Annotated in this window: 17 protein-coding genes and 1 pseudogene; 9 read left to right on the forward strand and 9 right to left on the reverse strand. The window is 71.2% G+C overall.

Annotation, left to right across the window (positions count from 1 at the left end):
• Nucleotides 1-5: 5 nt before the first annotated feature.
• The 3 genes from ABZ795_RS23520 to ABZ795_RS23530 form a co-directional block, all read right to left on the reverse strand.
• Complete coding sequence (locus tag ABZ795_RS23520; RefSeq protein WP_357531900.1) at nucleotides 6-362, reverse strand: hypothetical protein; 357 nt, start codon at nucleotides 360-362, stop codon at nucleotides 6-8.
• A 52-nt stretch (nucleotides 363-414) separates the two neighbouring features.
• A complete protein-coding gene (ychF, locus tag ABZ795_RS23525; protein WP_357531901.1) occupies nucleotides 415-1,500 on the reverse strand; it encodes a redox-regulated ATPase YchF in 1,086 nt (361 codons plus the stop codon).
• A gap of 61 nt (nucleotides 1,501-1,561) precedes the next feature.
• Nucleotides 1,562-2,047 (reverse strand): hypothetical protein, encoded by a 486-nt coding sequence (locus ABZ795_RS23530; protein WP_357531902.1) that lies wholly within the window; start codon nucleotides 2,045-2,047, stop codon nucleotides 1,562-1,564.
• 420 nt (nucleotides 2,048-2,467) lie between these two features.
• Between ABZ795_RS23530 and ABZ795_RS23535 the strand changes: the two are divergent.
• The 5 genes and pseudogenes from ABZ795_RS23535 to valS form a co-directional block, all read left to right on the forward strand.
• Nucleotides 2,468-3,910 (forward strand): annotated as a pseudogene (locus ABZ795_RS23535) (AlkA N-terminal domain-containing protein); the annotation flags it as partial.
• A gap of 113 nt (nucleotides 3,911-4,023) precedes the next feature.
• Entirely contained in the window at nucleotides 4,024-4,557 is a 534-nt protein-coding gene (locus ABZ795_RS23540; protein WP_357531903.1) for a methylated-DNA--[protein]-cysteine S-methyltransferase, read from the forward strand.
• 146 nt (nucleotides 4,558-4,703) lie between these two features.
• Nucleotides 4,704-6,527: an ABC transporter ATP-binding protein gene (locus ABZ795_RS23545; protein WP_327024148.1), complete on the forward strand. Its 1,824-nt coding sequence runs from the start codon at nucleotides 4,704-4,706 to the stop codon at nucleotides 6,525-6,527.
• Nucleotides 6,524-8,431, forward strand: coding sequence for an ABC transporter ATP-binding protein (locus ABZ795_RS23550; RefSeq protein WP_357531904.1), 1,908 nt, complete (start codon nucleotides 6,524-6,526; stop codon nucleotides 8,429-8,431). Before ABZ795_RS23545 ends, ABZ795_RS23550 begins: the two co-directional genes overlap by 4 nt.
• A gap of 42 nt (nucleotides 8,432-8,473) precedes the next feature.
• Nucleotides 8,474-11,089, forward strand: a complete 2,616-nt coding sequence (gene valS, locus ABZ795_RS23555; RefSeq protein ID WP_357531905.1) for a valine--tRNA ligase — start codon at nucleotides 8,474-8,476, stop codon at nucleotides 11,087-11,089.
• 145 nt (nucleotides 11,090-11,234) lie between these two features.
• Here valS and ABZ795_RS23560 read toward each other — a convergent pair whose 3' ends face one another.
• From ABZ795_RS23560 to ABZ795_RS23575, 4 genes are read right to left on the reverse strand one after another with little or no spacing between them, the layout of a single operon-like run.
• The gene (locus ABZ795_RS23560; RefSeq protein ID WP_357531906.1) at nucleotides 11,235-11,945 is read right to left on the reverse strand and encodes an ABC transporter permease subunit; all 711 of its coding nucleotides are present in this window, start codon (nucleotides 11,943-11,945) and stop codon (nucleotides 11,235-11,237) included.
• Nucleotides 11,945-12,889, reverse strand: coding sequence for an ABC transporter ATP-binding protein (locus ABZ795_RS23565; protein WP_357531907.1), 945 nt, complete (start codon nucleotides 12,887-12,889; stop codon nucleotides 11,945-11,947). Before ABZ795_RS23565 ends, ABZ795_RS23560 begins: the two co-directional genes overlap by 1 nt.
• The gene (locus tag ABZ795_RS23570; RefSeq protein ID WP_357531908.1) at nucleotides 12,886-13,764 is read right to left on the reverse strand and encodes an ABC transporter permease; all 879 of its coding nucleotides are present in this window, start codon (nucleotides 13,762-13,764) and stop codon (nucleotides 12,886-12,888) included. The genes ABZ795_RS23565 and ABZ795_RS23570 overlap by 4 nt, the downstream gene beginning before the upstream one ends.
• On the reverse strand, nucleotides 13,757-14,671 hold the full coding sequence (locus tag ABZ795_RS23575; protein ID WP_357531909.1) for an ABC transporter ATP-binding protein: 915 nt from the start codon (nucleotides 14,669-14,671) through the stop codon (nucleotides 13,757-13,759). Before ABZ795_RS23575 ends, ABZ795_RS23570 begins: the two co-directional genes overlap by 8 nt.
• A 239-nt stretch (nucleotides 14,672-14,910) precedes the next feature.
• On the opposite strand from ABZ795_RS23575, the gene ABZ795_RS23580 reads away from it, so the two are divergent.
• The 3 genes from ABZ795_RS23580 to galT all read left to right on the forward strand — a co-directional run bounded on the left by ABZ795_RS23580 (nucleotide 14,911) and on the right by galT (nucleotide 19,174).
• Entirely contained in the window at nucleotides 14,911-16,428 is a 1,518-nt protein-coding gene (locus ABZ795_RS23580) for a glycosyltransferase family 2 protein (RefSeq protein ID WP_357531910.1), read from the forward strand.
• A gap of 125 nt (nucleotides 16,429-16,553) precedes the next feature.
• Nucleotides 16,554-18,083 (forward strand): adenylyl-sulfate kinase, encoded by a 1,530-nt coding sequence (cysC, locus tag ABZ795_RS23585; protein WP_327024140.1) that lies wholly within the window; start codon nucleotides 16,554-16,556, stop codon nucleotides 18,081-18,083.
• Entirely contained in the window at nucleotides 18,083-19,174 is a 1,092-nt protein-coding gene (galT, locus tag ABZ795_RS23590) for a galactose-1-phosphate uridylyltransferase (RefSeq protein ID WP_357531911.1), read from the forward strand. The genes cysC and galT overlap by 1 nt, the downstream gene beginning before the upstream one ends.
• Nucleotides 19,175-19,762: 588 nt before the next feature.
• Here the strand turns inward: galT and ABZ795_RS23595 are convergent.
• Nucleotides 19,763-20,980: an NADP-dependent isocitrate dehydrogenase gene (locus tag ABZ795_RS23595; RefSeq protein WP_327024138.1), complete on the reverse strand. Its 1,218-nt coding sequence runs from the start codon at nucleotides 20,978-20,980 to the stop codon at nucleotides 19,763-19,765.
• A gap of 253 nt (nucleotides 20,981-21,233) precedes the next feature.
• Nucleotides 21,234-21,632 (reverse strand): VOC family protein, encoded by a 399-nt coding sequence (locus ABZ795_RS23600; RefSeq protein WP_357531912.1) that lies wholly within the window; start codon nucleotides 21,630-21,632, stop codon nucleotides 21,234-21,236.
• Nucleotides 21,633-21,709: 77 nt separating this feature from the next.
• Between ABZ795_RS23600 and ABZ795_RS23605 the strand changes: the two genes are divergently transcribed.
• On the forward strand, nucleotides 21,710-22,477 hold the full coding sequence (locus ABZ795_RS23605) for a TetR/AcrR family transcriptional regulator (protein WP_357531913.1): 768 nt from the start codon (nucleotides 21,710-21,712) through the stop codon (nucleotides 22,475-22,477).
• The last annotated feature ends 43 nt before the right edge of the window (nucleotides 22,478-22,520 follow it).

The raw sequence follows: 22,520 nt of genomic DNA on the forward strand, positions 1-22,520 counted from the left end.
CGGGGTTACCGGAGCACGACGCAGATGCCGGCGGCGAGCACGAGGAAGGCGGGGAGGGAGCTGACGAACCCGACCCGGTGAGCCGGGCTCTGGGGTCTCCGGGCGACGATGAGCCCGAGGGTCAGCAGGCTGACGAGCAACGCCACCAGGAGCGCCGGACCACCGTAGAAGAGCCCCGCGACGAGCACACCTTCCCGTAGCGAGGCGCAGGAGGTGTCCTGGCAGTCGGGATCACCGGTGCCCGGCAAGGTGTACGCCAGCGCGACGAAGGCGAACACCACGGCCGCGTACCACAGGAACAGGTGCAGCAGCGCTCGACCGAGATTGTTCTTCCGCGGGCCTTTCGGGGTGACTGACAGCATCTGTCCAGTCTCGCCCCGATCGGCATCGCCGTCGATACGTCCGGCTCCGGATTCAGACGTTGAAACGGAACTCCACGACGTCGCCGTCCTGCATCACGTACTCCTTGCCTTCGATGCGGACCTTGCCGGCCGCCTTGGCCGCCGCCATCGATCCGGCCGCGACCAGGTCGTCGTAGGAGACGACCTCGGCCTTGATGAAGCCGCGCTGGAAGTCGGAGTGGATCACCCCGGCGGCCTCCGGGGCGGTCGCCCCGACCGGGACGGTCCAGGCCCGCGCTTCCTTCGGCCCGGCGGTGAGGTACGTCTGGAGGCCGAGGGTGCGGAAGCCGACGCGGACCAGCTGGTTCAGGCCGGGCTCGGACTGGCCGATCGACTCCAGCAGCTCGCGGGCCTCCTCCTCGGGCAGGTCCACCAGCTCCGATTCGATCTTGGCGTCCATGAAGACCGCATCGGCCGGGGCCACCAGCGCCCGCAGTTCGTCGAGGAACTCGGCGTTGTTCAGCTCGGCCTCGTCGACGTTGAAGACGTACAGGAACGGCTTGGTGGTGAGCAGGTGCAGCTCACGCAGGTGCTCCAGCTCGATACCGGCGTCCTTGGCGCCCGCGTACAGGGTCGTACCGGAGTCAAGGACCTCGACGGCCTGCTTGGCCGCGGTGACCGCGGCGGCCCGGTCCTTGCGGAGCTTGGCTTCCTTCTCCAGCCGGGGCAGCGCCTTCTCCAGGGTCTGGAGGTCGGCCAGGATCAGCTCGGTGTTGATCGTCTCGATGTCGTCGGCCGGGGAGACCTTGCCGTCGACATGCACCACGTTCGGGTCGGAGAAGGCGCGTACCACCTGGCAGATCGCCGAGGCGTCGCGGATGTTGGCCAGGAAGGCGTTGCCGCGCCCCTGCCCCTTCGAGGCACCCCGGACCAGCCCGGCGATGTCGACGAACGACACCGGGGCGGGGATCACCTTCTGCGATCCGAAGATCTCGGCGAGCTTGTGCAGCCGCTCGTCCGGCAGCCCGACCACCCCGACGTTGGGCTCGATGGTGGCGAACGGGTAGTTCGCCGCGAGCACATCGTTCTTGGTCAGCGCGTTGAACAGGGTGCTCTTGCCGACGTTGGGCAGGCCGACGATGCCGATGGTGAGACTCACGACGAGCCAGCTTACGCCGCCGCCCGGCACCCCCGGGCAGCGGTGGGTCAGGTCCGGTTCGTCAGCTGTGGCGGGTCGGGGCGGCCTGCTGGGGTACCAGGGTGTCGATCCGCAGGGTGCCCGGGGCCAGTTCGGCGGCGGCAGCCAGCGGAAGGGTCATTCGGGCGGCGGCGTTGGGGTTGGCCTGGTGCGACTCGCGGAGCATCCAGTGCACCTCGTCGGCCGTCCAGCCGAGCCTCGGGCGGCCGGCGATCTCCCGCAGCAGTCGCAGTGCGGCCCGGGTGTCGTCGTCGTAGAAGCGCATGCACCAGTGGTGCACCCACATGCCGAGCGCCCGTACGCCGTCCTCGTCGAGCGAGCGCAGCAGTCGCCCGCAGGCCGTGTCGGCGAAGGCCCGGGCCGGATCGTCGGCACGGTCCCGATCGATGGCGCCGACCGCTGCCGGCGCTACCGCGCGCATCCGCTCGTAGAAGCGTTGGACCACGGCCTCGTCCAGCGGCGGTTGCCCCTGCCTCGGTTCCGCCGCCCGACCCACCACGCTCGCCATCGCCAGCCCCTTCTTGAGTTGCTGGCGCGCACGCTACCCACCACAACCGACACTTCCCGCCCCACCCACCCCCACCCCGCCCTCACTCCACCTCCCTCCCCGTCCCCACCGCGCCTCCCGCCCCGCCCGCCCCGCCCCCTCGATCTTGCACTTTTGGTCGCTGATTCGCCCAGATAGATCTCTTTTGTCCCGACAGAAACTGCATGATCGACGGGGCGGGGCGGGGCGGGCGGGGCGGGCGGGGCAGCGCGTGAGGGCGGGGCGAGGGCAGCGGGGCGGCGCGTGAGGGCGGGCGGGCGTGGTGTGGGGTGGCGCTACGGGTTCCAGGGCTGGCGGCAGGGTGGGGCGGTGGAGCGAGGGGCAGGGTGGGGTCTGAAAGCCGCCAGTCGGGAGGCCGGGGTGGGGCGGATGATCGGGGGTGTGGAGCTGGACTTTGAGCGGTGTTATCGGGCGGTGGACAGCCGTGACCAGCGGTTCGACGGGTGGTTCTACACCGGCGTGACCTCCACCGGGATCTACTGTCGGCCGTCTTGTCCGGCGGTGACACCGAAGCGGCACAACGTCCGGTTCTTTCCCTCGGCTGCGGCTGCTCAGGGGGCCGGGCTGCGGGCCTGCCGGCGTTGTCGGCCGGACGTGGCACCCGGGTCGCCGGAATGGGACCTCCGCGCCGACGTGGTGGGCCGGGCGATGCGGTTGATCGCCGACGGGGTGGTGGATCGGGAGGGGGTGCCCGGGTTGGCAGCCCGGCTCGGGTACACCGAACGGCATCTGCACCGGATGCTCCGGGCCGAACTCGGTGCCGGTCCGCTGGCGCTGGCCCGCGCACAGCGCGCGCAGACCGCCCGCACCTTGATCGAGAGCACCGAGCTTGGTCTGGCCGAGATCGCCTTCGCCGCCGGATTCGGCAGCGTCCGGCAGTTCAACGACACGATCCGCGAGGTGTACGGGGTGCCGCCCTCCCAGCTTCGGGTCGGGCGACGGACGGCCCTCAGCGAATCGGGCACGATCACGCTGCGGTTGGCGTACCGGCCGCCCCTGCACGCGGGTGCCCTGCTCGACTTCCTGGCCGCGCGTACCCTGCCCGGGGTCGACGAGGTCCAGGGTGGGACGTACCGCCGGGGGTTGCGGTTGCCGCACGGCACCGGCGAGGTGGCGCTGACCCCGGCGGAGGGGCATGTCGTGGCGGCCCTACGGCTTACCGATCTGCGGGACCTGGCCCCGGCCGTGGCCCGCTGCCGGCACCTGTTCGACCTGGACGCGGACCCGGTAGCGGTCGATCAGACCCTGGCCGCCGACCCCGCACTGGCCGCCGCCGTGGCTACCGAACCCGGGATACGGGTCCCCCACGCCGTCGACGGCTTCGAGATGGTCGTCCGCGCGATAGCCACCCAGCAGGTCTCCCTGGCCTCCGCCCGCACCACCCTCACCCACCTGATCGCCACCCTCCGCGCCGACCAACCCGGCAAAGCGCGCCTCATGATCGATTCGACAGGGGGTTTTCCGGGGCCGCAGGAGGTGTTGGCGGCGCCGGATGCGGGGTTTCGGATGCCGGTGGGACGGCGGGAGGCGATTCGGGCGGTGGCGCGGGCGGTGGTGGAGGACGGGCTCGATCTGGAGGCCGGTGGGGAGCGGGATGAGGTGGCGCGGCGGTTGACACAGCTTCCGGGGATCGGGCCGTGGACCGCCGGGTACCTCGCGATGCGGGCGCTCGGCGATCCCGACGTGTTCCTGCCCACCGATCTCGCGGTACGCCGGGGTGCCGCCGCCCTGGGGCTGCCCGACAGCCCTTCGACCCTGGACGGGTACGCCGCCCGCTGGCGGCCCTGGCGCTCGTACGCCCTCGTCCGACTCTGGCGGGCCGCCCCGGCCCGACCACGGCCCGCCATCAGACCAGGTAGGGCCATATCCATCCGACCAGTCAGAGCCGCACCCGTTCAGCCGGGTGGAGACGTGACCATTCGACCGGGGAGAGCAGTGTGAGTACGACCTTGCCGCGTAGCGGCACGTTCCTGGACAGCGCCACCGTGGACACCCCGGTCGGCCCGTTCACGATCCTGGCTGACTCCCAGGGGGCGGTGCGGGGGGCCGGGTTCACCGGCGATCCGGCGCAGGTGCTGGCGGTGATGCATCCCAGTCTGCGCGGCGAGCCCCGCCTGCGGCGCGAACTGGGTCCGGTCACCGCAGCCGTGGCCGCCTACCTGGACGGTGACCTGACCGCGATCGACGAGGTGCCGGTCGAGCAGCACAGCGGCGGGGCCTTCATGGCGTACGCCTGGGAGATGTTGCGCGAGGTGAAACCGGGCCAGCCGGTCACCTACACCGGGTACGCCGCCCTGGCCGGTCGCCCGGCTGCGGTGCGCGCCGCCGCCTCGGCCTGTGCCCGCAACGCCGCCGCCCTGTTCGTCCCCTGCCACCGGGTGCTGCGTACCGATGGGAGGTTGGGCGGCTACCGCTGGGGGTTGCCGGTCAAGGAATGGCTGCTAGCCCACGAGCAGGGTGGTCGGCCGTAGCCCCAGGCAAGGGATCGACGTCAGCCAGGGCCGACACCGCCTACGAGGGGTGGGACCGTAGTCGTCGTTGTCGATAAGGAGAAGGGCAACACCACTGACAACAAGCTGACACATTCACCCTGCTCATTTACCGCTACCGTCGGCTGGTGGCTGCGGGGAGCGGCGACGGCCCGGCCGGACGGGCCGAGGTCAGGCGACATCCACTCGGTAACCTGTGGCGGCTGCGGCGCTATCTGCGTCCGCACGTCGTGGAGTTCAGTCTCCTGCTGCTGGCCGGTCTCGCCGCGACCGGGGCGGGAATCGCCGTACCCCTGGTGGCTCAGCGGGTGGTCGATGGCCCGGTGGCCGACCGGGACCTGGTGGGATTGTTCCAACTGGCCGGGCTGGCGCTGGTCCTCGGCCTGGTCGAGGCCCTGCTGATCTTCATTCGCCGGTGGGTGCAGTCGTCCTCCTCGGTGGCGATGGAGACGAGGATCCGGGACGACCTCTACGCCCACCTTCAGCGGCTGCCGGCCAGCTTCCACGACCGGTGGCCCTCCGGCCAGTTGCTCTCCCGGATCACCACCGACCTGTCGGTGCTGCGCCGATTCCTGGCCTTCGGGCTGTTCTTCCTCGTCCTCAACCTGGCCACCTACCTGGTCGTGATCGTGCTGCTGATCCGGCTGCATCCGGTGCTCGGCCTGCTGGTGGCGGCCAGCGCGGTGCCCCTGTTCCTGATCTCCCGTCGCTTCGGGCGGTACTACCACGCCGCCTCCCGCCGGATGCAGGACCAGCAGGGGGATGTCGCCACCCAGGTCGAGGAGACCGCGCAGGGGCTGCGCACCATGAAGGCGTACGGGCGGGGGCCCCAACTGACCGCCCGGTTCGCGACCAGCACCCGGGCGTTGCACGACACCGGGGTGCGCAAGGGCCGGCTGCTGGGTCGTACCGCCGCCCTGCTCGATCTGGTGCCGAACCTGACCCTGGGCATCGTGCTGGTGGCCGGGGCCGCCGCAGTGGCTCAGGGGCGGCTCAGCATCGGCGAACTGGTCGCCTTCGCCAGCCTCCAGTTGATGCTGATCTGGCCGGTGCAGTCGCTGGGTTGGATCATCGCCAACGGGCAGGAGGCGGCCACCGCCGCCGACCGGATTCAGGAGGTGCTGGACACCCCGCCGGCCATCGTCGACTCCCCCGGGGCCATCGCCCTGCCCCGGTCGGAGGTACGCGGTCGACTCCGCTTCGAGGCGGTCACCTTCCGCTATCCGGGTACCGCCGCACCCGTGCTGGACGGCATCGACCTGACCGTCGAGCCCGGGGAGACCCTGGCGCTGGTCGGTGCCACCGGCAGCGGCAAGAGCACAGTGCTGTCCCTGGTGCCCCGGCTGCACGAGGTCACCGCGGGCCGGATCACTCTGGACGGGCACGACCTGCGGGAACTGCAATTGACCTCGCTGCGTCGGCTGGTCGCGGTGGCCTTCGAGGAACCCACCCTGTTCTCCATGTCGGTGTGGGAGAACCTCACCCTGGGTCGGCCCGACGCCGGTGCCGAGGAGGTGCGGGCGGCCCTGGCCCTGGCCCAGGCCGATTTCGCGTACGACCTGCCGTGGGGGTTGGAGACCCGGCTGGGCGAGCAGGGGCTGTCGCTGTCCGGCGGGCAACGGCAGCGCCTGGCGTTGGCCCGGGCGGTGCTGGTGCGGCCCGCGGTGCTGGTCCTGGACGATCCGCTCTCCGCCCTAGACGTGCACACCGAGGCCCTGGTGGAGTCCGCCCTCAAGCAGGTGCTGCGGGAGATGACCGCGCTGGTGGTGGTGCACCGGCCCTCCACGATCGCCCTGGCCGACCGGGTGGCCCTCCTTCAGGAGGGGCGGATCACCGCCGTGGGGCGGCACACCGACCTGCTGGCCGAGGTGCCGGCGTACCGCAGGTTGCTCTCCGCCGAGCCGGCCGGGGTCGGCCCGGCACCGGGCGGTCCCCCACTGGTGCGCTCGTGACCGGCGGGGCGGATCGGCCGGACGGCCCGTTACCGGGGCGGACACCCGAGCAGCGAGCGGACGGGGTCGATCCGGCGCGCTGGCGGGGGCTGGCCGCCGATCCGCACGCCGACCGCAGTCTCGCCGAGGACAGCTCACCCGAGGCGGTGGCTCGGCTGCGGGTCCGCAGTCGGGCCCTGCTGGCCGAGGTGCTGCGCCCGCATCGGGGCCGGCTGGGCGGGGCGGTGGCGCTGCTGCTGACCCAGAACGCGGCGGCGATGGCCGGGCCGTACCTGGTCATGCTCGGCATCGACCGGGCGATCGACCCGCTGCGCGACGGCGACACCGGCCCCCTGGCGGCCGTCGCGGTGGCCTTCGCCGCGGCCACCGGCATCGAATACGCCGCCCGACGGGCCTTCCTCACCCTCTCCGCCCGGATCGGCCAGGCCGTCCTGCTGGATCTGCGCCAACGGGTGTACGAGCACTTCCTGCGCCTGCCGGTGGCCTTCCACGAGCGGTACACCTCCGGTCGGATGATCTCGCGGCTGACCAGCGACATGGACTCCATCGCCGAGCTGGTCGACGGTGGGGTGGAGAGCCTGGTGATGGCGGCCCTGACGATCGTGTCGGTGGCCGGCATCCTGCTCTGGTTGGATCTGCCGCTGGCCGCGGTCACCCTGCTGGCCTTCCCGCTGCTGTTCTGGTTGTCCCGCTGGTTCGCCCGGGCCTCGGCGGTGGCCTACCGGCGCACCCGGGAGGCGATGGCGCTGGTCATCGTCCACTTCGTGGAGTCGATGCGGGGCATCCGGGCCGTGCAGGCCTACCGTCGGGAGCCGCGCAACCAGGACATCTTCGCCTCCGTCAATGACGAGTACCGCCGCGCCAGCCGGCACGCCTACCGGCTGATCGCCACCTACGCGCCGGGGATCAAGCTGATCGGCAACATCACCGTGGCGGTGGTGCTCTGCTACGGCGGGGCCCGGGTGCTCGGCGGGGAGACCGGGGTGGGGGTGCTGGCGGCCTTCCTGCTATATCTGCGTCGGTTCTTCGAGCCCATGCAGGAGCTGAGCCAGTTCTACAACTCCCTCCAGTCGGCCACGGCCGCCCTGGAGAAGCTGGCCGGGGTGCTCGACGAACGGCCCGAGGTGGCCGAGCCGGCCCGACCGGTGCCCCTGCCGTCGGGGCCGGCCCGGGGGAAGGTCACCTTCTGCCAGGTCGGGTTCGGGTACCGGCCGCAGGCACCCATCCTGGCCGGGCTGGACCTGACCATCCCCGCCGGGCAGACGGTGGCGTTGATCGGGCCGACCGGTGCCGGCAAGTCGACCCTGGCCAAGCTGCTGGCCCGATTCCACGACCCGGTGTCCGGCACGGTCAGCCTGGACGGGGTGGACCTGCGCCAGGTGACCGATGCGCAGTTGCGCCGGGCGGTGGTGCTGGTCACCCAGGAGACCCACCTGTTCGGTGGCACCGTGGCGGAGAACATCCGGTTCGGTCGCCCGGACGCCGACGACGCGGCCGTCGAGGCCGCCGCCCGGGCGATCGGCGCCCACGACTTCATCACAGCACTACCCCAGGGGTACGCCACCGAGGTGCACCGGCGCGGCGGGCGCCTCTCCGCCGGGCAGCGGCAACTGGTCGCCTTCGCCCGCGCCTTCCTGGCCGACCCGGCGGTGCTGATCCTGGACGAGGCCACCTCCTCGCTGGACATCCCGACGGAACGGCTGGTGCAGCACGCCCTGGGCACCATCCTGCGGGACCGGACCGCGGTGGTGATCGCCCACCGGCTCTCCACGGTGGAGATCGCCGACCGGGTGCTGGTCCTGGACGAGGGCCGGATAGTCGAGGACGGTCCCCCGGCCGAACTGATCACCGGAGAGGGCCGGTACGCCGCCCTGCACCGCCAGTGGGTCGAGTCGCTGCTGTAGTAATCCGATGCCCGGCGGCGCGTGGCTGCCTACCATCGACGGATGACTGATACGGCGAGGACGGCCCGCACCGGGGTCCCCGAGCGTCCGACTCTGGACGGGCTCGAGGAGACCTGGTCGCGCCGCTGGCAGGAGGAGGGCACGTACGCGTTCGACCGCTCGAAGGCGGCTGTCCGGGGTCGCGGCGAGGCGTCAGACTCGCCGAGCCCGGATGGCCGTAGCTCGGACGTATACGCGATCGACACCCCGCCGCCGACCGTATCGGGCGAGCTGCACATGGGGCATGTGTTCTCGTACACCCACACCGACCTGGTGGCCCGGTTCCAGCGGATGCGGGGGCGGACGGTCTTCTACCCGATCGGCTGGGACGACAACGGGCTGCCCACCGAACGCCGGGTGCAGAACGTGTACGGGGTGCGCTGCGACCCGTCCCTGCCGTACGACCCGCACTGGCAGGCCCCGGCCGCGCCGGTGGACGACGCCGCCCGCAAGGACCCGACCCCGATCTCCCGGCGCAACTTCATCGAGCTGTGCGAGCGGTTGACCGCCGAGGACGAGCAGGTCTTCGAGGCGTTGTGGCGTCGGCTCGGCCTGTCGGTGGACTGGTCGCTGATGTACACCACGATCGGTCCGCTGGCCCGGGCCGCCTCGCAGCGGGCCTTCCTACGCAACCTGGCCCGGGGTGAGGCGTACCAGTCGGAGGCGCCGACCCTGTGGGATGTCGGCTTCGGCACCGCGGTCGCCCAGGCCGAGTTGGAGGATCGGGAGCGGCCGGGGGCGTACCACCGGTTGCGGTTCCACGCCCCCGACGGGCGGGAGGTGCTGATCGACACCACCCGTCCGGAGCTGCTGCCGGCATGTGTGGCCCTGGTCTGCCACCCCGACGACGAGCGGTACGCGGACCTGGTCGGCGGCGTTGTGCGTACTCCCCTGTTCGAGGTGGAGGTGCCGGTGCGCGCGCACCCGCTGGCGGAGCCGGCCAAGGGCACCGGCCTCGCGATGGTCTGCACCTTCGGTGACCTGACCGACGTGACCTGGTGGCGGGAGCTGGACCTGGACACCCGGGTGGTGATCGGGCGGGACGGCCGGCTGCTGCCGGAGCCGCCGGCCGGGGTGCCGGGGCGACCGTACGCGGCACTGGCCGGGCAGACCGTCAACGCGGCCCGACGCACCATCGTGCAGTCGCTGACCGAGGCGGGTGAGCTGGCCGGGGAGCCGCGCCCGATCAGCCATCCGGTGAAGTTCTACGAGCGGGGTGACCGGCCGCTGGAGATCGTTTCGACCCGGCAGTGGTATCTGCGCAACGGTGGCCGGGACGCCGACCTGCGGGCGGAGTTGCTGGCCCGGGGAGACGAGCTGCGCTGGGTGCCGGAGCACATGCGGCACCGCTACGAACACTGGGTGAGTGGGCTGACCGGGGACTGGCTGGTCAGCCGGCAGCGGTTCTTCGGGGTGCCGGTGCCGGTGTGGTACCGGCTCGACGGCACTGGCGAGCCGGACTGGTCCCAGCCTCTCACGCCGGACGAGGATTCGCTGCCGATCGATCCCTCCGAGGACGCCCCCGCCGGGTACGACGAGTCCCAACGCGGGATGCCGGGGGGTTTCATCGGCGACCCGGACGTGCTGGACACCTGGGCCACCTCGTCGCTGACCCCGCAGATCGCCGCCGGCTGGGAGACCGATCCGGACCTGTTCCGCCGGGTCTTCCCGATGGACCTGCGTCCTCAGGGGCAGGAGATCATCCGGACCTGGCTGTTCGCCACGGTGGTGCGGGCCCACCTGGAACACGGCACCCTGCCCTGGCACACCGCCGAGTTGTCCGGCTGGATCCTGGACCCGGACCGCAAGAAGATGTCCAAGTCCAAGGGCAACGTGGTAACCCCGATGGCCCTGCTGGAGCAGCACGGCTCCGACGCGGTGCGGTACTGGGCGTCCACCGGACGTCCCGGGGTCGACCTGGCCTTCGACCCGGCCCAGATCAAGATCGGTCGGCGGCTGGCCACGAAGCTGCTCAACGCCTCCCGCTTCGCCCTGGGGCTGGGCGCCGCCGAGGCCCTGCGTGCCCCGGCCACCGAACCCCTGGACCGGGCCATGCTCGCCACCCTGGCCGAGGTGGTGACGACCGCCACCACGGCCTTCGAGGCGTACGACCACACCGCCGCCTTGCAGGCCGCGGAGTCCTTCTTCTGGCGGTTCTGCGACGACTACATCGAGTTGGTGAAGGAACGCGCCTACGGCACCGGGGCGGGGGCGGATTCGGCCCGGGCCGCCCTGGCCACCGCGTTGTCGGTGCAGTTGCGGCTGTTCGCCCCGGTGCTGCCGTACGCGACCGAGGAGGTGTGGTCCTGGTGGCGGTACGGCTCGGTGCACCGGTCACCCTGGCCCACCCAATACGAGGTGGGGCGGGCGATCCAGGGCGAGGGGGATCCGGGGTTGCTGCGGTTGGCCGCCGAGGCGCTGGGGCAGGTCCGGCGGGCCAAGTCCGAGCGGAAGCTGTCGATGAAGGCGGCCGTCCCGTTGGCCGAGGCCCTCGGCCCGGCCGCTGTGCTGGACCAGTTGACCCTGTTCGTCGACGACCTACGTTCGGCCGGGCACATCGACAAACTCGACCTCCTTGCCGACCGCACCCCCGAACTCGTCATCGCCTGCGCCTTCTGAGGGGATGCAAGGAAGGGCACCTTATTAACGCCTCGTGCATAGGAAGGGCCCCCTATTAACACGCGCCGATCCACCGCGATCGGGCACTGTTAATAAGGGGCCCTTCCTCTACCGCAGGCGTTAATAAGGTGCCCTTCCTTACACCTCAGCTGGTTTCGCCGGCTACCGAGAAGGAGCGGAGGCGGTTGATTGCCAGCAGGGTGAACCCGACACAGACCAGCACGGTCATCACGGCCGCCACCGGTACGGAGACCGTCGTTTCGAGCAGGTTCGTCGGGGCCAGCCGGTCGGCCAGGGCGATCACGTAGTGCTGGATGGAGAGCACCCGGGTGCCGGTGACCACGTTGCCGAGCAGCCCTTCCCAGATCAGCACGTAGACCAGGCCGAGCAGGACCGGCCGCCGGGTCAGCAGGCTGGCCGCCAGGAACAGCGCCGAGTAGGCCAGGGCGCCCACCGAGGCGGCGACGGCCAGCCCCAGTCCGAGGCGTACCGAGTCGGCCAGCAGGCCGGCGGCGAACAGTGGCACCGCCACGGCGGCCGCGGTGGCGCCGACCGCCACGGCCAGCTTCGGCAGCACGATCTGCCAACGCGGCAGGGGGGTGGTCAGGACGTGTACGACCGTGCCGTCGTCGATCTCGGCACCGAGCACCCCGGTGCCGACGATCAACGCGACCACCGGCAGCACCACGGCCAACCCGAGGCCGACCAGCACCGGCGGCCCCCAGGAGTCAGCTGGCACCCCCAGCCCTCGGGACAGCACGGCCAGTACGACCAGCAGCAGGGGCAGCGGCAGCAGCAGAAGGAACCGGCGACGCCCGAACAGCCCGCGCGCGGTGATCCAGCAGACAGTGGACATCAGGCCTCCACCAGGTAGGAGAAGACGCTCTCCAGGGACTCGTCCTCGGGCAGCAGTTGACGCACCCGTACGCCCCGGGCCAGGGCGACCTTCGGCAGTACCCGGGTGAAGGCGCCGTAGTCGCCGGCCCGTACGGTCAGCCCGTCGCGGCCCAACTCCACGCCGGTCACCGAGGGCTCGGCCATCAGGGCCACGGCCAGGGCCCGGTCGTCCGTGGAGCGGATGGCGAAGACGTGCGGCCGGTTGGTCATCAGCCGACGGATGGTGCGGAAGTCACCGGAGGCGGCCAGCCGCCCGGCGACCATCACCTGTACGGTCCCGGAGACCTGCTCGACCTCCTCCAGGATGTGCGAGCTGAACAGGATGGTGCGGCCGGCGTCGCCGAGGGAGTGCAGCAACTCCATCATGTGCAGCCGTTGACGCGGGTCCATGCCGTTGAAGGGCTCGTCCAGCAGCAGCACCTGGGGGTCGTGCACCAGGGAGGCGGCGACCCGGGCACGCTGCCGCATGCCCTTGGAGTAGGTGCCGATCCGGCGGTCCTGCGCGCTCTCCAACTCGACCATGGCGATCGCCCGGCGGGCCGCCGCCTGCGGGTCGGGCAGCTTGTGCAGCTTCGCGGTGGCCAGCACGAACTCGTACGCGGTGAGGAAGCTGTGCACGGCCTCCCGCTCGCTGACCAACCCCAGCCGTCGGTAGACCTCCGGGTTGCGCCAGGTGGGTTGACCGTCCAGGGTGACCTGCCCACGGGAGGGGGCCAGGAAACCGGCCATCATGTGCAGCAGGGTGGTCTTGCCCGCGCCGTTGGGCCCGAGCAGCCCGGTCACCCCCGGCCCCAGGCTCATGCTCACGTCGTTGACCGCCACCACGTTGCCGTACCAGCGGGACACCCCGGCCAGGTCGAGGGTGCTGGTGGTGGCCGGGGCGGGATTACTGGTCGTGGTCATCGGGCGGCCACCTTCCGGTAGCGGGCCAGCAGCAGGGCGACCCCGGCGGCGACCAGGGCGACGGCGACCAGGGCGTACACCGGGCCGAAGGATCCCAGGTCCGGGCCGCCTTCCCCCTCGGTGATCAGTTGGTCGCCCATGGTCCAGATTCCGACCCCCTGCACCAGGGTGGACGGCGAGGCGATGCCGGCCAGTTGGTTGGCGGCCTGCGAGGGCAGGATCGACAGGACCCCGACGATCGGGGTGGTCATCAGGAACACGGCGACGATGCCACCGGCGGCGAAGGCCCGCTTGCCGGTCAGCGAGGCGATCAGTAGGCCCACCGAGGCGAAGACCACCGCCCACAACCCGGCGTAGAGCAGGCCGGGCAGCAGATCCAGCAGTTCGTCCCAGACCGCGCCCATGCCGTCGCTGGTGAAGGCGGCACCGAGGAACATCAGCAGTTGGGGCGCGCCTAGCAGCAGCCAGAGGGCGGTGACCAGCGCCAGCAGCTTGGCCAACGGGTAGTCGGCGGTGGGCAACGGCCGGGAGAAGTACAGCGGGAGCACCCCGCTGCGCAGGTCCCGGGAGACCAGTTCGGGCGCGGCCACCGCGACGAAGAAGATGACCAGCCAGCTCATCGAGTCCGCGAACTGGGCGTACGTCATCAGGGACTGGCCGATCTGGCTGCTGATCGCGGTCAGCGAGGCGGCCACCATCAGGACGATGCCGACCACCAGCCAGGGGAAGATCTTGGCCTTGGCGCTGCGGCCCAGCCCGAAGGCGGTCCGCACCCCGTGGCGGTACAGCGCGCCGAAGACGTGTCGGCGGCCCAGTCGTGGGCCGGTGTAGCGCTGGTAGCCGATGTCGTGGATGACCCCGGTCGGTTCAGACATGGCTGCCCTCCCTCCGGGCGAAGAGCTCGGCCACCCGGTGCCGGCGCTGGTCGAGCCGGTGCAGCGGCAGGTCCAGGTCGGCGACCGCACCGATGATCAGGTCGTACGTCTGCTGGTCGGCCAGGGGGACGAGCAGCAGCCGCCCCTCCCGGCTGACCGGCAGGTCCAGGGCGGCCAGTCGGGCGGCCAGGGTCTCGGTGCCCTCGCTGACCTCGACGGCGAGCACATCGGTCGTCGAGGTCATCGCGGCGATGTGGTCGGCGCGCAGCAGCCGGCCACCGTCGATGGCGACCAGGGTGTCGCAGATCCGCTCGACCTCGCCGAGCAGGTGGGAGCAGACCAGTACGGAGATGCCGAACTCCGTACCGATCCGGTGCACCAGGGCCAGCATGGCGTCCCGGCCGGCCGGGTCTAGGCCGTTGGTGGGCTCGTCGAGCAGCAGCAGGTCGGGGTCGTGCACCAGGGCCTGAGCGAGCTTCACCCGCTGCTTCATGCCGGTGGAGTAGCCCCCCACCGGACGATGGCGTTCCTCGTGCAGCCCGACGTGCCGCAGCGCCTCGGAGGCCCGTTCCCGGGCGGCGGTACGCGGTAGGCCGCTGATCTGCCCGAGATGGGTGACCAGTTCGGCGGCGGACAGGTCAGGTGGCAGGCAGTCGTGCTCCGGCATGTAGCCGACCCGGGCGCGGACCCCCGCCGGGTCGGTGGTCGGGTCCATGCCCAGCACCCGGACCCGGCCACGGGTCGGGGTGAGCAGGCCGAGCAGGAGCTTGATCAGAGTCGACTTGCCGGCACCGTTGGCCCCGACGAGGCCGACGATTCCCGGCTGGACCGTGACTGTCAGTTCCGACAGCGCGGTCACCCCACCGCCGTAGACCTTGGTCAACGACTCGGTTTCGATCAGTGTCACGTCGACAGCCTAGAGACGGAGGCCAACATGGTCTGTCCGGTACACGCCCCGGATTTCCCTGATCCTGCCTCCGGCGACTCCCCTAGGAGGGCGCCGCATCCGGCGCGATCGCGGGGCGGTCGTATACCCACCCCGCCCTGGAAAGATCGATTGTCTGGTTCAGACTGATCACCAATCAGTCTTCCGACGGCCACGATGGGTAGTGGTGAGCCATGACGGGCGAGGTCAGGGTAAGTGTGGTGGTCACGACGTACAACTCGGGCGGCCATCTCCAGCAGTTGATCGACTCGCTGTTGCGCCAGTCGATGCCGGCGACGGACTTCGAGATCATCTTCGCGGATGACGGCTCGACCGACGACACCCCCGCCCGACTGGCGGAACTGGCCGCCGCCCACCCCAATGTCGAGGTGCTGCACTGCCCGCACTCCGGTTGGCCGTCGCGCCCGCGCAACCTGGCGCTGGCCCGGGCCCGTGGCGAGTACGTGCAGTTCGTCGACGACGACGACTGGCTGGCCGAGGAGGCCCTGGAACGGCTGTACGGCTATGCGGTGGCCAACGGTGCCGACATCGCCATCGGCAAGATGACCGGGCACGGCCGGTCGGTGCCCCGGGATCTGTTCCGGATCAACCGTCCCGACGCCCGGCTGGCGGACTCGCCGCTGATCGGGAGCCTCACCTGCCACAAGATGTTCCGCCGGGCCTTCCTGCTGGAGCACGACCTGCGCTTTCCCGAGGGGCCCGGCCAGCGGCTGGAGGACCATCACCTGGTCGTCCGCGCGTACCTGCTCTCCCGGCGGACGAGTGTGCTGTCCGACTACACCTGCTACCACCACGCTCGGCGGCCGGACGGGGGCAACGTGACCGCCACCCGGATGGAGCCCGCCGGCTACTTCCGCAGCCTGCGTGAGGTGCTGGACATCGTCGACGCGCACACCGAGCCGGGGCCCGTGCGCGACAAGCTGCACCGGCGGTGGCTGCGCACCGAGATGATCCGCCGGCTGCGCGGCAACCGGTTGCGTAACGCTCCCCGGGACTGGGTCGACCAGGTAGCCACGGAGGTGCGGAAGACCATCCAGGAGCGGTTCGCCCCGACGGTCGCGAGCCAACTGCCGGCCTTCGAGCGTACGGTCGTCGGGCTGGTCACCGAGGGACGGGTGGAGGACCTGCTCAGGTTGGCCGAATGGGACGCCGGCATCCGCGCCCGGACCCGCCTGAAGGCGTACGAGTTGACCGGCTCGATCCTGACCGTGCTGCTCAACAGCCAGCTCCGCAGCGGCGAGGAACCTCTCACGATCCGGCAGGTCGACGGCCGGGACCGGCTGGTCGTACCGGTCGAGGTGCCGGACGAGTGGGTCGACTGCACCGAGGACCTGGGCCGGGCCCGCCTCGACGTGGTCGCCCGGCACGCCACCGGGCACGAGGAGTTCCTCCTGCCGGTGCACTTCGAGGTGGATCGGGTGGCCGGTGCCGGGGGCGAGTTCCAGGTGCACTACCGGGGCGCGGTCACGGTCGACTTCGCCGGCCTCAACGGCGGTCGTACCCAGGGCGGGTGGATCCTCAAGGCCCGGGTCACCGGCTACGGCTGGTCCCTCGACACGAAGCTGCCCCTGGAGATCACCTGCCCTGCGGACGGTGCCCGGCCGGTGGTGGTGGACAAGCGGAAGAAGAAGACCCCGGCCCCACCGCAACCCGGACCCGGCCGATTGCGGCGGATGGCGGGGTCGGTGCGGCGCCAACTGGGTCTGACCCGAACCTAGGCGGGTACGCCGCCGAGGCTTTTGTCCGGCAGTAGTGAACGTGATCGGGCCGGTGGCGGTGGTGCCCTCGACCGATCGGCGGTCGGCTGCAAAACTGTGTGCCGGTCGCCGGAGTTGGGGGTCTGATGAGCAACGGGTGGGTGCTGCCCGACGAGGTGCTGCGGGACGCACCGGCGTACACGCCGCGTCCCGGCGAGCTCGCTGATCTGGAGTTGCTGCTGACCGGTGCGTACGCACCCTTGACCGGCTTCCTGACCCGGGCCGACCTGGTCTCGGTCAGCCGCCGGGGCCGACTCGTCGACGGCACCCCCTGGCCGGTGGCGGTGACCCTTCAGGTGCCCGCCGCCCTGCTGCGCGACATCGACCTGGCCGACCCGAACGGACGCACCCTGGTGCTCACCGACGGCGAGGGGGCCCCGGTGGCGGCCCTGGAGGCCACCGACGCCTGGCAGGTACGCGAGGGGGTGGCCGGGGTGGGCGGCAGCGTACGCCGCCTCGGTGACGGGGGGCACGGGCCGTTCCAGCGGTTACGGCGTACCCCGGAGGAGATCCGCGCCCTGCTGCCACCGGGACGGGTCCTCGGCGTCATCGCCGACCGGCCCCTGCACCGGCCGCAACTGGCCCAGATCGCGCACGCCGTACGCACCCTGAGCGCCCACCTGCTGGTCATGATTCCGGTCGGCGAGGACGGCACCGGCGGGCTGCCGCCGGAGGCGCTGGTGCGCTGCGTGTTCGCCGCGCGGGACCGGATGCCCCCGGCGACCGTGGTGGCGGTGCCCCTGGCCCGCCGACGGGACGAGATCGGCGACGCCCTGCTCCGGGCCCGGGTCTCGGCCGCGTACGGCGTCACCCACCTGCTCTCCACCAGCGAGATGCTCTCCGGGGGCGGGCTGCGGGTGCTGGTGCCGCGGGAGTTGGCCTACGACAACCGGGACGGCCAGTGGCGCTGGCGGGAGGACATCCCGCCGCGCAACCGTCGCCTCGCCCTGACCCACGACGAGATCGAGGACCTGCTGGACCGGGGCTTCCCGCTGCCGGAGTGGCACACTCCCCCCGCGGTGGCCAAGGAGCTCAGCCGGGCCCGGCCACCCCGACGGCACCGGGGCCTGGTGGTCTTCCTCACCGGCCTCTCCGGTTCGGGCAAGTCGACCATCGCCCGAGGGCTGGCCGACGCGCTACGGGAGCAGGGCGAACGCACGATCACCCTGCTGGACGGGGATGTGGTGCGCCGGGAACTGACCGCCGGGCTGGGCTTCAGCAAGGCCGACCGGGACACCAACGTACGCCGGATCGGCTGGGTGGCCGCCGAGCTCGCCCGGCACCGGGGCATCGGCATCTGCTGCCCGATCGCCCCGTACGCCCAGGCTCGGGCGACCGCCCGGGAGATGGCGGTGGCGGCGGGCGCCGGGTTCGTGCTGGTACATGTGGCCACCCCGCTGGAGGTCTGCGAGCGGCGCGACCGCAAGGGCCTGTACGCGCGGGCGCGGGCCGGGCTGCTGACCGGGATGACCGGCATCGACGACCCGTACGAGGAGCCCACCGACGCCGACCTGGTCATCGACACCAGTGACCTGGACGTGGACGAGGCGGTCCAGCAGGTCCTGATCCACCTGACCGAGACCGGCTGGATCGAGCCGCGCCTGCAGTCCTTCTGATGCGGCGTACCGCCATCCGGCTGGCCGACGGCCGGGAGCTGATCTACTACGACGAGCGCGACGATGTCGTCCGGGACCAGCCGGACCGGCGGGAGCTGCCGCCTCCCCCGCTGGCCTCCCAGCTGCGCTACGACCCGCTGACCGACGAGTGGGTGGCGCTGGCCGTACACCGGCAGACCCGCACCTTCCTGCCCCCGGCCGACCAGTGCCCGCTCTGCCCCTCCACCCCCCAGCGGCTCAGCGAGATCCCGGCCCCCGACTACGCCGTCGTGGTGTTCGAGAACCGATTCCCGGCCTTCAGCGCGCGGGTGGTCGCCGAACCGGCGGAGATCACCCCCCTTACCCCGGCCCGACCCGGCCGGGGCCGCTGCGAGGTGGTCAGCTTCACCGCCGACCACCAGGCCTCTTTCGCGGACCTGCCGCCGCGCCGGGTCCGCACCGTCCTGGACGCCCTGGCCGACCGTACGACCGTGCTGAGTGAGCTGCCCGAGGTCGAGCAGGTCTTCTGCTTCGAGAACCGGGGGGTGGAGATCGGGGTGACCCTGCACCACCCGCACGGGCAGATCTACGCCTACCCCTTCCTACCGCCGCGTACCCGGTCACTGCTGGCCGCGGCCCGCCGCCACGCCACCCGCACCGGCGGGCGCAACCTCTACGCCGACGTGCTGAGCGCCGAACGCACCTCCGGCGAGCGGGTGGTAGCGGCCAACGAACACTGGACGGCGTACGTCCCGGCGGCCGCCCGGTGGCCCTTCGAGGTGCATGTCGCACCGCACCGGCCGGTGCCGGACCTGCCGGCGTTGACCGAGGCCGAACGGGATGCCTTCGGCCCCCTCTACCTGGACCTGCTGCGCCGCTTCGACGGGCTGTTCGACGGCCCGATGCCGTACATCGCCGCCTGGCACCAGGCCCCGGTACGCATCGACCGCGAACTCGGGCACCTGCATCTGCAACTGTTCAGCATCCGGCGGGCGGCGGACAAACTGAAGTACCTGGCCGGGTCGGAGTCCGCGATGGGCGTCTTCATCAACGACATCGCCCCGGAGCAGGCCGCCGCCCTGCTCCGGGCCGCCGCACCCGCAGCCTCCTGATCCGCAGCCAGAAGCCCCTACCCGCCTGATCTCACCGCCGCCAGGCTGCTCTCACCGCTGGCCGGCCGCGCCCTCTCTCGCTCCTTCTCCGCACCCTCCCCGGACCTGCCCGCGACCTCACCTCCCCCGGACCTGGCGGCGCACTTACCGACACCCCCTTCTGCGGCGCGGGACCCTCTTTGCGCCTGGCAGCGGCAGGTCCTGGAGACGGAGCGCAAGGCCCGGACAGGGCGCAAGGGCGCGGGGGGCCCGGGACAGGGCCCCCCGCGGGGAAGGGACGGCTGGCTGTGCTCGACAGCCGGGAAGGCTGGCTGGGCACTCGGACCGCACGGCGGCCACGATCAACCTTCCAGGGACGGGACTGGCATCACGTCCACTCAGGTCAACGAGGCACGCCGGGGCAGGTGACGCCAGATTGCGCGTCTTGTCCGAACACGCCGGTTGTGCCGGGACCAGCCGTGGCGGGATTCAGGGCTGGCCGGGGCCGGGACCAGCCGAGGGCCGGCGAGGGGAAGCCGAGCCGGGGGCCGGGGAACGAGCGAGCCCGCCGGCCCCGGAGGGGTCGACGGGCTCGCTCGGTACGACGGATCAGGCGGCGAGGCGGCGCGCCAGGTTCTCGTCGAGCGCGTTCATGAACTCGTCGGTGGTCAGCCACGGGGCGTCCCGCGAGATCAGCAGCGCGAGGTCCTTGGTCATCTGGCCGCCCTCGACGGTGTCGACGATGACCTGCTCCAGGGTGTTGGCGAACTCGGTGACCGCCGGGGTGCCGTCCAGCTTGCCCCGGTGGGCCAGGCCCCGGGTCCAGGCGTAGATCGAGGCGATCGGGTTGGTCGAGGTCTTCTCGCCCTTCTGCCACTGCCGGTAGTGCCGGGTGACCGTGCCGTGGGCGGCCTCGGCCTCGACGGTGCGGCCGTCGGGCGACAGCAGCACCGAGGTCATCAGGCCGAGGGAGCCGAAGCCCTGCGCGACCGTGTCGGACTGCACGTCACCGTCGTAGTTCTTGCAGGCCCAGACGTAGCCACCCTCCCACTTGAGCGCGGCGGCGACCATGTCGTCGATGAGCCGGTGCTCGTAGGTGAGGCCGGCGGCGTCGAACTCGGCCTTGAACTCGTTCTCGAAGACCTCGGCGAAGATGTCCTTGAACCGGCCGTCGTACGCCTTGAGGATGGTGTTCTTGGTCGACATGTAGACCGGGTAGCCCCGGTCCAGGCCGTACCGGAACGACGCCCGGGCGAAGTCCCGGATCGAGTCGTCGTAGTTGTACATGCCCATGGCGATGCCGCTGCCGGGGAAGTTGGCGATCTCCATCTCGATCGGCTCGGCGCCGTCGGCCGGGGTGTAGGTGATGGTCACCTTGCCCGGGCCGGGCACGACGAAGTCGGTGGCCCGGTACTGGTCACCGTGGGCGTGCCGGCCGATGATGATCGGCTTGGTCCAGCCGGGGACGAGCCGCGGCACGTTGGACATGATGATCGGCTCGCGGAAGACGACGCCGCCGAGGATGTTGCGGATGGTGCCGTTCGGCGACCGCCACATCTTCTTGAGCCCGAATTCTTCCACCCGGGCCTCGTCCGGGGTGATGGTCGCGCACTTGACACCGACGCCGTGCTCCTTGATGGCGTTGGCGGCGTCGACGGTCACCTGGTCGTCGGTGGCGTCGCGGTGCTGGATCGACAGGTCGTAGTAGTGCAGGTCGACGTCGAGGTAGGGCAGGATCAGCTGCTCCCGGATCTGCTTCCAGATAATCCGGGTCATCTCGTCGCCGTCGAGCTCCACGACCGGGTTGTTTACCTTGATCTTCGCCATCGGCCGGCGCTCCTCTCGGGGGACACATGCTCAAGCAGTACGAGCGTACTGGACGCGCCCGAACCGGGAACGTCGCGGCCACCGGTTGGCCGACCGCCCGGGACTGAAACCCTCGGGACCACCCGGCTCCCGGACCCTCGCGTCACGAGCGGGCTGCCGGTCCGGCATTTCGGTCAGCGCGCTCGGACGGGCCGCCGGGCCCGGCGCGGAATTACCCCACCGGGCCCGGAACATGCAGGTACGCGCGCCGCGCTCAGCCAGCCTGCGCCGGGTCGTGCATCCACTGCACCAGCTGGAGGATCACCCCGTTGGGGTCGGTGACCTGGAAGAAGCGCTCTCCCCAGGGTTCGGTCTGGATGGGTGTGGTGATCGGCACACCGGCCGCCTGGATCTTGGCGTACTCGGTGTCGATGTCGTCGACCACGAAGGCGACGAGCACCCCCTCGGCCCGCTGGGCCTTGAGGCTCGGCGGCTGAAGGCTGGCCAGCCCGGTACGCAGGAAGACCAGGTTGAAGCCCACCCCCTCGCGGGTCAGTGACACGAACCCGTCGGCCGACATCTCCTCCCGGAACCCGAAGTGCTGCTTGACGAACTCGGCCGAGGCCGAGACGTCCTGGACGTTGAGCGAGATGGCCGATCCGGTGATCTGCACGTGCCCTCCCAGAAACGAAATCTTCGTACATTGTACTACGTACTACGTACGGTGATTTGACCTGCGAGGATCCAGGGATGCCCCACCGGACCGGAGGCGGAGATCCCGCCCACACCCTGCGACTTCTGTGGCGTCGAACCGAGGAGGGCCCGCGGCGCGGCCCACGCCAGGGCCACTCGCTGGACGACATCGTGCAGGCCGCGATCGAGTTGGCCGACGGTGCGGGGTTGGACGCGGTGACCATGCGGTCGCTGGCCAAGGCGATCGGGGTGGCGCCGATGACCCTCTACACGTACGTGCCGGGGAAGGCCGAACTGCTCGACCTGATGCTGGACTCGCTCTACGCGCAGATGCCCCGGCCGGACCGTTCCGGCCAGTCGTGGCGTACCCGGGTGGCTGCGGTGGCCCAGGACAACCGGGAGCTTTTCGCGGCCCATCCGTGGGCTGCGGAGGTCGCCACCGGCCGGCCGCCGCTGGGGCCGGGCCTGATGGCCAAGTACGAGTACGAGCTACGCGCCTTCGACGACACCGGCCTGGACGATGTGACCCGGGACGCCGCGTTGACCTACGTCCTCGACTTCGTCCGGGCGGCGGCCCGCTCCGCGATCGAGGCCCAGTCCACCCGGCAGGCCAGCGCCTGGACCGACGAACAGTGGTGGACCGCCAACGCCCCCCTGCTGGCCGAGGTCCTCGACGAGCGGCGCTACCCCACGGCCGTCCGGGTGGGTGCCGCCGCCGGCGCCGCCCACAACGCCGCCTACCACCCCGATCACGCCTACACCTTCGGCCTGGCCCGAGTCCTGGACGCCCTGACCACCCTGATCAATCCCCCTTCTTCCCCCTGACGATCAAGAGGTTTGCGTCTCGGATCGGTTCCTCCGAGACGCA

It is taken from the genome of Micromonospora sp. NPDC047134, assembly GCF_040643455.1.
Taxonomy (GTDB): domain Bacteria; phylum Actinomycetota; class Actinomycetes; order Mycobacteriales; family Micromonosporaceae; genus Micromonospora.